Source organism: Citrobacter meridianamericanus, assembly GCF_041320245.1.
Lineage (GTDB): Bacteria > Pseudomonadota > Gammaproteobacteria > Enterobacterales > Enterobacteriaceae > Citrobacter > Citrobacter meridianamericanus.
Genome location: NZ_CP101036.1, coordinates 4,291,256 through 4,302,555, shown reverse-complemented (window position 1 = coordinate 4,302,555; position 11,300 = coordinate 4,291,256). Strand labels below are relative to the sequence as shown.

The window sequence follows — 11,300 nt, the reverse complement described above, 5'->3', positions numbered from 1 at the left end:
ATACTATGAGTCTGAATTTCCTTGATTTTGAACAGCCGATTGCAGAGCTGGAAGCAAAAATCGATTCTCTGACTGCGGTTAGCCGTCAGGATGAGAAACTGGATATTAACATCGATGAAGAAGTGCATCGTCTGCGTGAAAAAAGCGTAGAACTGACGCGTAAAATCTTCGCCGATCTTGGCGCATGGCAGGTAGCCCAACTGGCGCGCCATCCACAGCGTCCGTACACCCTGGATTATGTCCGCCTGGCATTTGATGAATTTGATGAGCTGGCGGGCGATCGTGCCTATGCGGATGATAAAGCAATTGTCGGCGGCATCGCGCGTCTGGATGGCCGTCCGGTGATGATCATTGGTCATCAGAAAGGCCGTGAGACCAAAGAAAAAATCCGTCGTAATTTTGGCATGCCAGCGCCGGAAGGCTATCGCAAAGCGCTGCGTCTGATGGAAATGGCTGAACGTTTCAATATGCCGATCATTACCTTCATCGACACCCCTGGGGCATACCCGGGCGTAGGCGCGGAAGAGCGTGGTCAGTCTGAAGCGATTGCGCGCAACCTGCGTGAAATGTCGCGTCTGAGTGTGCCGGTTATCTGTACCGTTATCGGTGAAGGTGGCTCCGGCGGCGCACTGGCGATCGGCGTGGGCGATAAAGTGAATATGCTGCAGTACAGCACCTATTCCGTTATCTCTCCGGAAGGCTGCGCATCCATTCTGTGGAAAAGCGCCGACAAAGCGCCGCTGGCCGCAGAAGCGATGGGCATCATCGCCCCACGTTTGAAAGAGCTGAAGTTGATTGACTCTATTATCCCGGAACCGCTGGGCGGCGCCCATCGTAACCCGGAAGTGATGGCTGCGTCCCTGAAAGCACAGCTGCTGGCCGATCTCGCCGATCTTGACGTGTTAAGCAAAGAAGATTTGAAAAACCGTCGTTACCAGCGTCTGATGAGCTATGGTTACGCGTAAACTGCATTAATTCTGAAAAGGGCCACAACGCTGTGGCCCTTTTTTTTACCTGCAGTTTGACCATGCTATGCTTAACTAAGGTTTTTCCAGGAGGAACGCATGAATATCATTGCCATCATGGGACCGCATGGCGTCTTTTATAAAGATGAGCCCATCAAGGAGCTTGAACGTGCGCTGCAGCAGCAGGGATTTCAGATTATCTGGCCGCAGAATAGCGTCGACCTGCTGAAGTTTATCGAGCATAACCCGCGAATTTGCGGCGTCATTTTTGACTGGGATGAATACAGTCTGGATCTGTGTAGTGACATCAATCAGCTCAATGAGTATCTCCCGCTCTACGCTTTTATTAATACTCATTCGACGATGGATGTCAGCGCACACGACCTACGCATGGCGCTGTGGTTCTTTGAGTACGCATTGGGCCAGTCTGACGATATTGCTACGCGTATTCGCCAGTATACCAATGAATACCTCGACAACATCACGCCACCTTTTACCAAAGCGCTGTTTACCTATGTGAAGGAAGGGAAGTATACCTTTTGCACGCCGGGCCATATGGCGGGAACGGCGTACCAGAAAAGCCCGGTCGGCTGTCTGTTCTATGATTTCTTTGGCGGTAACACGCTGAAGGCCGATGTGTCCATTTCCGTGACTGAGTTGGGCTCGTTGTTGGATCATACCGGTCCGCATCTGGAAGCCGAGGAGTACATCGCACGTACCTTTGGCGCTGAACAGAGCTATATGGTGACTAACGGCACCTCAACGTCGAACAAGATTGTCGGCATGTATGCCGCGCCTTCAGGCAGTACGCTCCTGATTGATCGCAACTGCCATAAATCGCTGGCGCATTTGCTGATGATGAGCGATGTGGTGCCAATCTGGCTGAAGCCTACCCGTAATGCGCTGGGGATCCTCGGCGGTATACCCCGTCGGGAATTCACTCGTGAAAGCATAGAACGTAAGGTAGAAGAGAGCCCTCAGGCGAAATGGCCAGTCCACGCGGTCATCACCAATTCCACTTATGACGGTCTGTTGTATAACACTAACTGGATCAAGCAAACCCTGGATGTGCCCTCCATTCATTTTGATTCTGCCTGGGTGCCATATACCCATTTTCATCCGATCTATCAGGGGAAAAGCGGAATGAGCGGCGAGCGGGTGCCAGGGAAGGTGATTTTTGAAACCCAGTCTACCCACAAAATGTTGGCGGCATTGTCACAGGCTTCGTTAATCCACATTAAGGGCGACTACGATGAAGAGACGTTCAACGAAGCCTTTATGATGCACACCTCCACTTCGCCGAGCTACCCGATTGTTGCGTCTATCGAAACGGCGGCGGCAATGCTTCGTGGCAATTCAGGCAAGCGCCTGATCAATCGTTCGGTTGAGAGGGCGCTGCATTTCCGTAAGGAAGTCCAGCGGCTGCGAGAAGAGTCAGATGGTTGGTTCTTTGATATCTGGCAGCCGGAAAAGGTAGATGAAGCAGAGTGCTGGCCGGTAGCGCCAGGCGAAGACTGGCACGGATTTGTCGATGCTGATGCCGACCACATGTTCCTCGATCCGGTGAAAGTTACCATTCTGACACCGGGGATGGATGAGCAAGGAAATATGAGCGAAGAGGGGATCCCCGCGGCTCTGGTGGCGAAATTCCTCGATGAACGCGGCGTCGTCGTTGAGAAAACAGGGCCGTATAATCTGTTGTTCCTGTTCAGTATTGGTATTGATAAAACCCGGGCGATGGGGCTGCTACGCGGCCTGACGGAATTTAAACGTTCATACGACCTGAATTTACGCGTGAAAAATATGCTGCCGGATCTGTATGCCGAAGATCCTGATTTCTATCGTAATATGCGTATTCAGGAGCTGGCGCTGGGGATCCACAAACTGATCCGCCAGCACGATCTCTCTGGGCTGATGTTGCGGGCGTTTGATACCTTACCGGAAATGAAAATGACGCCGCACCAGGCCTGGCAGCGGCAGATCAAAGGTGAAGTCGAAACGGTGACGCTCGATCAACTGGTGGGGCGTGTTTCCGCTAATATGATCCTGCCTTATCCTCCCGGCGTGCCGTTGTTGATGCCAGGGGAAATGATCACGGAGAAAAGCCGGACGGTGCTCGATTTTCTGCTGATGCTGTGTTCGGTGGGGCAACATTATCCTGGATTTGAAACCGATATCCATGGCGCTAAACTGGGTGAGGATGGTGTGTATCGCGTGAGAGTCCTGAAAATGGCATAACGACTTGCCTGACCTTGTTACGCACGAGTAACGTTTTGAAAGAAAAAAGAAAGAGGCGATGACGCTATGCTGGGATTAAAACAGGTTCACCATATTGCCATTATTGCGACAGACTATGCGGCGAGTAAGAGATTTTACTGTGATGTGCTGGGCTTTACGCTAATCAGCGAAGCCTACCGGGAAGAACGTGATTCCTGGAAAGGCGATTTGGCATTGAACGGACAGTATGTGATTGAGCTGTTTTCTTTTCCGTTTCCGCCGTGCCGCCCGAGCCGCCCGGAAGCTTGCGGTTTGCGCCATCTGGCGTTCAGCGTAGATGACGTGGAAAAAGCGATCGCGCACCTGGAAGCTCACCAGGTGAAGTGCGAATCCGTGCGAATCGATCCGTTTACCGGCAAACGCTTTACGTTTTTTAACGACCCGGACGGATTACCCCTCGAACTGTACGAGCTGTAAGGCTTGTCATTGTGGCGTTTGCCCGGTAACGTGCCGGGCAATGCCATTGTAAGAAACCATCATGACGACACTCACGTTGAACACTGCACTGCTGAATTCCCAATCGATTCTGGTCGCCTTTAGCGGCGGGCTGGACTCTACCGTGCTGTTGCATCAGTTAGTGCTGTGGCGAGCACAAAATCCTGGGGTTGTGTTGCGCGCAATCCATATTCATCACGGATTAAGCCCCCATGCAGAGGGTTGGGTGCAACACTGTGAGTCGGTATGTGCGCAGTGGCAGGTGCCGCTGGTGGTTGAGCGGGTCCATCTTGAGGATGATGGGCTGGGCATTGAAGCTCAGGCGCGGCGAGCACGCTATCAGGCATTTGCGCAGACTTTACTCCCGGGTGAGGTGCTGATGACCGCCCAGCATCTGGATGACCAGTGTGAAACTTTCCTGCTGGCGCTTAAGCGCGGCAGTGGTCCCGCCGGACTTTCCGCCATGGGGGAAAGCTCACCGTTTGCCGGAACCCAACTGATTCGACCGTTGCTGGCGCAAACGCGAGAGGCGCTTGAAGCATGGGCGCGACAGCATGAATTATGCTGGATAGAAGATGAAAGCAATCAGGATGATACCTACGATCGCAATTTTCTCAGATTGCGCGTTACCCCCTTACTCCAACAGCGCTGGCCGCACTTCGCACAAGCCACGGCCCGTAGCGCCGCGCTGTGCGCTGAGCAGGAAAGTTTACTGGATGAATTGCTGGCCAACGATTTAGCCAACTGCGTCACATCCCATGGCGCACTGTTACTGGCACCGTTAATGGTGATGAGCGATGTGCGGCGTGCCGCTCTGCTTCGTCGTTGGCTGGCGGGATTAAATGCGCCGATGCCTTCCCGTGATGGGCTGGAACGTATTTGGCAGGAAGTTGCGTTGGCACGGGAAGATGCTGCGCCCTGTTTTCGCCTTGGAGAATACGCGGTTCGTCGCTATCAGTCACAGCTGTGGTGGGTTAAATCGAACCACGGTCAAAGCGAAACCGTTCTTCCGTGGCCATGTTGGAAAACGCCGCTGACGCTGCCTGCCGGGTTAGGCTCGGTGCAGCTCATCTCTGCTGGTGAATTGCGCATGCCGCAAGCGGATGAAGCTGTCAGCATCCGTTTTAAAGCGCCAGGAGTATTGCATATTGTCGGGCGTAACGGTGGGCGGAAATTAAAGAAAATCTGGCAGGAACAGGGGATCCCACCCTGGCGACGAGATACCACGCCGTTGCTGTTTTATGGTGAAACGTTGATTGCAGCTGCAGGTGTTTTTGTGACGCGTGAGGGCGCGGCGGTAGATGAAGAAGGTGTAAGTCTGATTTGGCATGTCTGATGGTGCTGCGCTTATTCGGCCTACTCTCCAGAGGATGTGTAGGCCGGATAAGGTGCAAGAAAAGTTAAGATTCGCTGACTACCACGGTACCGATTTGCGGGTGGCTGAAGCTGGCAATTTTGTCGAGGCGAAGCTCCCGGGTTTCGCCCGCGACATCTGCGACCAGATATTCCACGTTTTTGCGTGAAACCAGGTCATTCGCTTTCGCCTGCAAAACTTCGCCATCTTTTAGCGCCAGTGTCAGTAACAAATGGTGCTGGCAGGCGAGTTCTAGATTATCGTAATCATCGCAGTTGATGGGTTGATATGTTTCATTCATTGACATAATCGCTCACCAGTAAGTTCGCGGCAGCATAGGCCGCTTTTTCCCTGACCGACTCTGGAAGGGCGTTGTCTGTCGCCACTTCATTAAGCACCTTCAATACGCAACCCAGCGCATCCGGGATATACCCTAAATCTCCGCTGGCGATTTCCGCGTACCGCTTGCGTATTAACTCACAATATTTTTCCACATGCCCTCCTGTCAGCACTCTGACTTAACCGTGGATGCAAGTCTAAGCCTACGAAGATAAACTCTGTTTAGCAAGGTGACTATACCATACTCATTCAAGCAATATCAGCGCCTTGATACAGGAGCAGTTAGCAGCCTTTTGCCGTAGTTTTCGCTACAATGTGCGCCTGATTCGAAAGGAGTTCTCTCATGGCGCTTAAAGCGACAATTTATAAAGCCGTTGTCAACGTCGCGGATCTTGACCGCAACCAGTTCCTCGACGCGGCCTTGACGCTGGCGCGTCATCCCTCTGAAACCCAGGAACGCATGATGCTGCGTCTGCTGGCCTGGATTAAATATGCCGATGAACGGTTGCAGTTCACGCGTGGCCTGAGTGCGGAGGATGAGCCTGAAGCATGGTTGCGTAACGACCATCTGGGCATCGATCTCTGGATTGAGTTGGGTCTGCCGGATGAGCGTCGTATTAAGAAAGCCTGTACCCAGTCCGCTGAGGTAGCCCTGTTTGCTTACAACAGCCGTGCGGCTCAGATCTGGTGGCAGCAAAACCAGAGCAAGTGTGCGCAGTTTAAAAATCTTACCGTGTGGTATCTGGATGATGAACAGCTTGCACAGCTGAGTGACTTTGCTGGTCGTACAATGGCGCTACAGGCGACTATTCAGGACGGTGCTATCTGGCTGTCCGATTCTCAGAATAATCTGGAAGTTCATCTGGCCGCGTGGCAGCCGCGTTCATGATCGTTATATCCCGAAATGTCGCTATCCCAGATAACGAGCTGGAAATCACGGCGATTCGGGCACAGGGCGCGGGCGGTCAGCACGTTAATAAGACCTCGACGGCTATCCATTTGCGCTTTGACATTCGGGCCTCTGGGCTGCCAGAGTATTATAAGGAACGTTTGCTGGCTGCCAGCCATCATCTGATTACAGGCGATGGCGTGATTATCATTAAGGCGCAGGAATACCGTAGCCAGGAGCTAAATCGGGAAGCGGCAATCTCCCGGCTGGTGGCGGTGATAAAAGAATTAACCGCGGTGCAAAAAAGCCGACAGGCAACTCGCCCTACGCGCGCCTCGAAAGAGCGCAGGTTGTCATCGAAGGCGCAAAAATCCACAGTGAAGGCACTGCGCGGGAAAGTTCGTCGAACGCAAGACTGACGAGCGGGAATTAAAATTTATAAGGAATTCATAGTGAAAACAGCAATATTGTCTGTAGTCGCTGCATGTACGCTCTTTTCCTTGATCGGCTGTAACAACCGTACTGAAGTCGAAGTACTACAGCCGACGCGGGCGGCAGAATTAAAACCGATGCAGCAAAGCTGGCGCGGCATTTTGCCTTGCGCGGACTGCGAAGGGATTGAAACTTCTCTGTTCCTGGAAAAAGACGGCACATGGGTGATGAACGAACGCTACCAGGGCGTACGGGATGAACCGTCCTCTTTTGCCTCTTATGGCACATGGGCGCGTACAGCCGACAAACTGGTCCTGACGGACAGTAAAGGCGAAAAATCGTACTACCGCGCAAAAGGTGAAGCGCTGGAAATGCTCGATCGTGAAGGTAATCCGATAGAGTCGCAGTTCAACTACACCCTCCAGCCAGTTTCCGCCAGCTTACCGGTGACGCCAATGCCGATGCGAGGGATGTACTTCTATATGGCTGACGCGGCAACTTTCACTGATTGTGCGACGGGTAAAAGAGTCTCTGTCGCGAACAATGCACAACTGGAGCGAGATTATCTGACTGCGCGTGGTGCAACGGATAAGGCAGTTCTGCTTACGGTGGAAGGGCACTTCACGATGGAAGAAAATCCTGATACGGGCGCGCCAGTGAAAACCTTAAGAGCGGATAAAGAAATTAAGTTTATCCCTGGCCAGAGTTGCGCTGATTGATCTGCTGCTTATAAAAACTGTCCGGCGATCGCCCGGGCAGTTTTTCCTTATCGGGTCAATCCAACAAAACGGCTGGTTTTGATATAAATCCCTAATTTCAGGTGGCCGACATACTGTAGCTGCGTTTCAGACTTAAACGCGGAAATATCACCTTCGCGCATATGCATCAGGTCGGAAGGGCTAATCCAGCCCGACTGCGCCAGCGTTAGCGGGTGTCCGGCGGTGGCAAACGCATCGGTTACGAATTCGGAGCAAAACCACGCCTTCTTTTCTCCCTCGCTGATATTGCTCAACTGGGCTTTTGCCAGCCCGCTAACGCATTGCTGGCGAAAATCCGCTGAGAAAGGATTCAACGAACATATTTGCCGGGTCACCATAAACGGAATAAATTCGACGATGCCGCGGTAGTTATAGCCGCTATCTTTGATTTTATAAGCGAATGTTTTGATTTCTTCGGCCTGCTGCGGTGTGAGGTCGGGTACCCGCAGAGCAAAAAGCTTATCACTGTGATTTTCAGCCTTTTTGAGCGAAACGATTTGTACTCCCGCCCCGGTCGCTTCGGCAACTTCATTACCGCCAAGGTAAACGGCCACATGGCTGACAGAAGAGGTGCTGAACGCGCGAATACCCAATGAGGTCACCCCAAGACTGGAGGAGAATAGCAGGTCGCCTGGCCTGAGGTCGGTATCAGTAATTTCATGCAGCGCTTGATCGGTAAATGAGCTTTGATGCTGGAGTTTTACCTCCCATTTCTTTGCCTGGGCATCAACAGCCTTTGCCGATGAATTTTGCTGACTGACGTCAATCGTGCAGGCTGAAAGCAGAAGACAGAAGAGGAGGTGCAGGCGGTAATACGCCATTGGTTTAAGCATTTTATACAATCCATGTAAAAAAGGCCCTGATCCTCAGGGCCTTGCGCTGGTATTAGCCTTTAATAGCTTTGACCAGGTAGTCGACGATGTCACCTGTTTTAATCAGCTGCTTCTCGCCATTACGACGGTATTTATATTCGATATCGTCGTTGTCGAGGTTACGGTCGCCCAGCACGATAGTGTGCGGAATACCGATCAGCTCCATATCGGCGAACATCACGCCCGGACGCTCTTTACGATCGTCCATCAGCACTTCGATACCCTGCGCGCGCAGTTCAGCGTACAGCTTCTCAGCCAGCTCCTGAACGCGGTAGGATTTGTGCATGTTCATCGGCAGAATCGCCACCTGGAAAGGCGCGATAGCGTCTGGCCATACAATGCCGCGATCGTCAAAGTTCTGTTCAATAGCTGCAGCAACCACGCGAGTGACACCGATGCCGTAGCAGCCCATGGTCAGCGTCTGGTTACGGCCATCTTCGCCCTGAACGGCGGCTTTCATCGCTTCAGAGTATTTGGTACCCAACTGGAAGATGTGGCCCACTTCGATACCGCGTTTGATCATCAGCGTACCTTGACCGTCCGGGCTCGGGTCGCCTGCAACCACGTTACGGATGTCAGCTACTTCCGGCGTCGCCACGTCGCGATCCCAGTTGATACCGAAATAGTGCTTACCGTCGATGTTGGCGCCGGCGGCAAAATCGCTCATTACCGCAACGGTACGGTCGATAACTACCGGAATCGGCATGTTCACCGGACCCAGAGATCCCGGACCTGCTTTCACCAACGCGCGAATTTCTTCTTCGGTGGCGAAGGTCAGCGGACTGGCAACCTGCGGCAATTTTTCCGCTTTGACTTCGTTCAGCTCGTGATCGCCGCGAACCAGCAGGGCAATCAACGGAGATTTGCTGCCTTCAACCGCTTTCACCAGCAGGGTTTTCACGGTTTTCTCGATCGGCAGGTTGAACTGTTCAACCAGCTCGGCGATGGTTTTCGCGTTCGGCGTATCAACCAGCGTCATTTCCTGGGTTGCCGCCGCGCGCGGTTCTTTCGGCGCAAGCGCTTCGGCAAATTCAATGTTGGCCGCGTAGTCGGAGGAGTCAGAGAAGATCACGTCATCTTCGCCGCTCTGCGCCAGTACCTGGAATTCATGAGAGGCATTGCCGCCGATGGAGCCGGTGTCAGCCTGTACTGCACGGAAATCCAGGCCCATACGGCTGAAGATTTTGCTATATGCGGTATACATCGCATCATACGTTTCCTGCAGGGATTCCTGAGAAGTATGGAAAGAGTAGGCATCTTTCATCAGGAATTCACGGGAGCGCATCACGCCAAAACGCGGACGGACTTCGTCACGGAATTTAGTCTGGATCTGATAGAAGTTCAGCGGCAGCTGTTTGTAAGAGCTCAGCTCATTACGGATCAGGTCGGTGATCACTTCTTCATGCGTTGGGCCGAGTACAAACGAACGATCGCCACGGTCAGCAATACGCAGCAGTTCCGGGCCGTATTGTTCCCAACGGCCGCTCTCTTCCCACAGTTCAGAAGGCTGAACGACCGGCATCAACACCTCGATCGCACCGGCGTTGTTCATTTCTTCACGCACGATGTTTTCGACTTTTTTCAGGACGCGCACGCCGGTCGGCAGCCAGGTATATAACCCGGAGGCCAGCTTGCGGATCATCCCGGCGCGCAGCATCAGCTGGTGGCTGATGACTTCGGCGTCGGCAGGTGTCTCCTTCAGAGTGGAGAGCAGATATTGGCTAGTACGCATGTTGTTACGGTTCCAGTTGAACGATCGAACAGGCTCAAAACGAGCCTGGCACAAAACAAAAGTGGTTTAGTTTACCAGCGAGAAAGGGATGTCAAAAGAGTACACGACGCAAATTAGCGGGCTTCCAGCGCAAAGACCTCAAATCCTGCCGGCGTGACGCGCCAGCGGACGTTAAAGTCCAGCAGCCAGACGGCATAGGTTTTGCCTTCTTCCTCATTTTTACGGTAGGCAGGACGCGGATCCTGCGCCAGCACTTCGGCAATAAACTGACGAAGATGCGGATAACGCTTTTCGAGCGTTGGTAGTTGCTCAGCAAGTTCGTCACTGAACGTCACGTCTACGCTGGCCTGGGGGGCATTCTGTGCATAGCTGGCGCGCGCGTCGGGCAGCGACTCGGCAAACGGCAGATACGGTTTAATATCAATGACCGGCGTGCCATCAACAAGATCCAGTCCACCGAGCTCAAGGATTACATGCTCTTTATGACAGCGAATACCCCGCAGCTCAACTAACGACATGCCAACAGGGTTAGGACGAAACGTTGAACGCGTGGCAAAGACCCCCATTCTGGCGTTGCCGCCCAGGCGAGGAGGGCGCACGGTTGGACGCCATCCACCCTCCATTGTCTGGTGAAAAACAAAAATCACCCACAAATGACTGAAGGCTTCCAGGCCGCGAACGGCATCGGCCTGGTTATAGGGTGCGAGCAAATGCAGTTCGCCGCTGGCACTTTTCACCAAACCTGGCTGACGTGGAACAGCGAACTTTTCTTTATAAGGTGAGCGGATAACGCCTATTTGCTCGAACTGAAAATGGCTCATTTCGCCGTAATGTTCAGTGCAGAACCGATACAAACCGCCTGGCGATAGCAACCCGGCGTTCCGCTGGTTACTTCGCAACTGTGCAGCAATACCGCATTTGCTTTCATTTTAGATGCGTTAATCTGCATGCGTTTGCGTGCGGTTGGAATGCTTGGAGGGGAATCCTGGTTGGATGCCTGGCAGGATTCGCCGCTGACTTCGCCGAGATCGCGGAACGGTTTGCCCACTAAATCTTCAGCGTTAGTAATGATTCTTACCGGCGTCGCGCGCGGTGCTTTTGGTTTTTCCGGCTCCGCTTTAGGTGGGGTCGCGGTGCTTTGAACGGGTTCAACAGGGGATCTGCTTAACATAGAACAGCCGCTCAGCATGAGTGCTACTAAACAGATCGGTAAAGCACGCATAATATTTCCTCAATGAATGATCTAA

General features: G+C 52.9%; 13 protein-coding genes. 7 read left to right on the top strand and 6 right to left on the bottom strand.

Translation table 11 applies throughout. The features are described 5' to 3' along the window. Nucleotides 1-5 precede the first annotated feature (5 nt). The 4 genes from accA to tilS all read left to right on the top strand — a co-directional run bounded on the left by accA (nucleotide 6) and on the right by tilS (nucleotide 5,013). Entirely contained in the window at nucleotides 6-965 is a 960-nt protein-coding gene (gene accA, locus NMD08_RS21070; protein WP_061067282.1) for an acetyl-CoA carboxylase carboxyl transferase subunit alpha, read from the top strand. A 99-nt stretch (nucleotides 966-1,064) separates the two neighbouring features. Beyond that, nucleotides 1,065-3,203 carry a lysine decarboxylase LdcC gene (ldcC, locus tag NMD08_RS21065; protein WP_370618979.1) on the top strand — a complete coding sequence of 713 codons (2,139 nt, stop codon included), beginning with the start codon at nucleotides 1,065-1,067 and terminating at the stop codon, nucleotides 3,201-3,203. Between the two features lie 66 nt (nucleotides 3,204-3,269). Beyond that, entirely contained in the window at nucleotides 3,270-3,659 is a 390-nt protein-coding gene (locus NMD08_RS21060) for a VOC family protein (protein ID WP_151216802.1), read from the top strand. 61 nt (nucleotides 3,660-3,720) lie between these two features. After that, nucleotides 3,721-5,013 (top strand): tRNA lysidine(34) synthetase TilS, encoded by a 1,293-nt coding sequence (tilS, locus tag NMD08_RS21055; protein ID WP_370618977.1) that lies wholly within the window; start codon nucleotides 3,721-3,723, stop codon nucleotides 5,011-5,013. Between the two features lie 64 nt (nucleotides 5,014-5,077). Here tilS and rof read toward each other — a convergent pair whose 3' ends face one another. After that, entirely contained in the window at nucleotides 5,078-5,338 is a 261-nt protein-coding gene (gene rof / locus NMD08_RS21050) for a Rho-binding antiterminator (protein ID WP_003018503.1), read from the bottom strand. Next, nucleotides 5,325-5,525: a YaeP family protein gene (locus NMD08_RS21045; RefSeq protein WP_151216804.1), complete on the bottom strand. Its 201-nt coding sequence runs from the start codon at nucleotides 5,523-5,525 to the stop codon at nucleotides 5,325-5,327. The genes rof and NMD08_RS21045 overlap by 14 nt, the downstream gene beginning before the upstream one ends. 188 nt (nucleotides 5,526-5,713) lie before the next feature. Between NMD08_RS21045 and NMD08_RS21040 the strand changes: the two genes are divergently transcribed. The 3 genes from NMD08_RS21040 to nlpE are packed head-to-tail and all read left to right on the top strand — an operon-like array spanning nucleotide 5,714 to nucleotide 7,410. After that, nucleotides 5,714-6,259 carry a YaeQ family protein gene (locus NMD08_RS21040; protein WP_151216805.1) on the top strand — a complete coding sequence of 182 codons (546 nt, stop codon included), beginning with the start codon at nucleotides 5,714-5,716 and terminating at the stop codon, nucleotides 6,257-6,259. After that, on the top strand, nucleotides 6,256-6,678 hold the full coding sequence (gene arfB, locus NMD08_RS21035; RefSeq protein ID WP_151224588.1) for an alternative ribosome rescue aminoacyl-tRNA hydrolase ArfB: 423 nt from the start codon (nucleotides 6,256-6,258) through the stop codon (nucleotides 6,676-6,678). Before NMD08_RS21040 ends, arfB begins: the two co-directional genes overlap by 4 nt. 30 nt (nucleotides 6,679-6,708) lie before the next feature. After that, a complete protein-coding gene (gene nlpE / locus NMD08_RS21030) occupies nucleotides 6,709-7,410 on the top strand; it encodes an envelope stress response activation lipoprotein NlpE (protein ID WP_151216807.1) in 702 nt (233 codons plus the stop codon). A gap of 47 nt (nucleotides 7,411-7,457) precedes the next feature. On the opposite strand, the gene NMD08_RS21025 is transcribed toward nlpE, so the two are convergent. From NMD08_RS21025 to rcsF, 4 genes are all read right to left on the bottom strand, one after another. Then, nucleotides 7,458-8,282, bottom strand: a complete 825-nt coding sequence (locus tag NMD08_RS21025) for a YaeF family permuted papain-like enzyme (RefSeq protein WP_151224589.1) — start codon at nucleotides 8,280-8,282, stop codon at nucleotides 7,458-7,460. Between the two features lie 52 nt (nucleotides 8,283-8,334). Continuing rightward, complete coding sequence (gene proS, locus NMD08_RS21020) at nucleotides 8,335-10,053, bottom strand: proline--tRNA ligase (RefSeq protein ID WP_151224590.1); 1,719 nt, start codon at nucleotides 10,051-10,053, stop codon at nucleotides 8,335-8,337. A 113-nt stretch (nucleotides 10,054-10,166) separates the two neighbouring features. Next, nucleotides 10,167-10,874, bottom strand: a complete 708-nt coding sequence (gene tsaA, locus NMD08_RS21015; RefSeq protein ID WP_151216810.1) for a tRNA (N6-threonylcarbamoyladenosine(37)-N6)-methyltransferase TrmO — start codon at nucleotides 10,872-10,874, stop codon at nucleotides 10,167-10,169. After that, nucleotides 10,871-11,275: an Rcs stress response system protein RcsF gene (gene rcsF / locus NMD08_RS21010; protein WP_151216811.1), complete on the bottom strand. Its 405-nt coding sequence runs from the start codon at nucleotides 11,273-11,275 to the stop codon at nucleotides 10,871-10,873. The genes tsaA and rcsF overlap by 4 nt, the downstream gene beginning before the upstream one ends. Nucleotides 11,276-11,300: the final 25 nt, after the last annotated feature.

Excerpts from the sequence above, each read along its gene's own strand:
- accA (WP_061067282.1), top strand. The coding sequence starts at position 6 with ATGAGTCTGAATTTCCTTGATTTTGAACAGCCGATTGCAGAGCTGGAA.
- ldcC (WP_370618979.1), top strand. The coding sequence starts at position 1,065 with ATGAATATCATTGCCATCATGGGACCGCATGGCGTCTTTTATAAAGAT.
- NMD08_RS21060 (WP_151216802.1), top strand. The coding sequence starts at position 3,270 with ATGCTGGGATTAAAACAGGTTCACCATATTGCCATTATTGCGACAGAC.
- tilS (WP_370618977.1), top strand. The coding sequence starts at position 3,721 with ATGACGACACTCACGTTGAACACTGCACTGCTGAATTCCCAATCGATT.
- rof (WP_003018503.1), bottom strand. The coding sequence starts at position 5,338 with ATGTCAATGAATGAAACATATCAACCCATCAACTGCGATGATTACGAT.
- NMD08_RS21040 (WP_151216805.1), top strand. The coding sequence starts at position 5,714 with ATGGCGCTTAAAGCGACAATTTATAAAGCCGTTGTCAACGTCGCGGAT.
- arfB (WP_151224588.1), top strand. The coding sequence starts at position 6,256 with ATGATCGTTATATCCCGAAATGTCGCTATCCCAGATAACGAGCTGGAA.
- NMD08_RS21025 (WP_151224589.1), bottom strand. The coding sequence starts at position 8,282 with ATGCTTAAACCAATGGCGTATTACCGCCTGCACCTCCTCTTCTGTCTT.
- proS (WP_151224590.1), bottom strand. The coding sequence starts at position 10,053 with ATGCGTACTAGCCAATATCTGCTCTCCACTCTGAAGGAGACACCTGCC.
- tsaA (WP_151216810.1), bottom strand. The coding sequence starts at position 10,874 with ATGAGCCATTTTCAGTTCGAGCAAATAGGCGTTATCCGCTCACCTTAT.
- rcsF (WP_151216811.1), bottom strand. The coding sequence starts at position 11,275 with ATGCGTGCTTTACCGATCTGTTTAGTAGCACTCATGCTGAGCGGCTGT.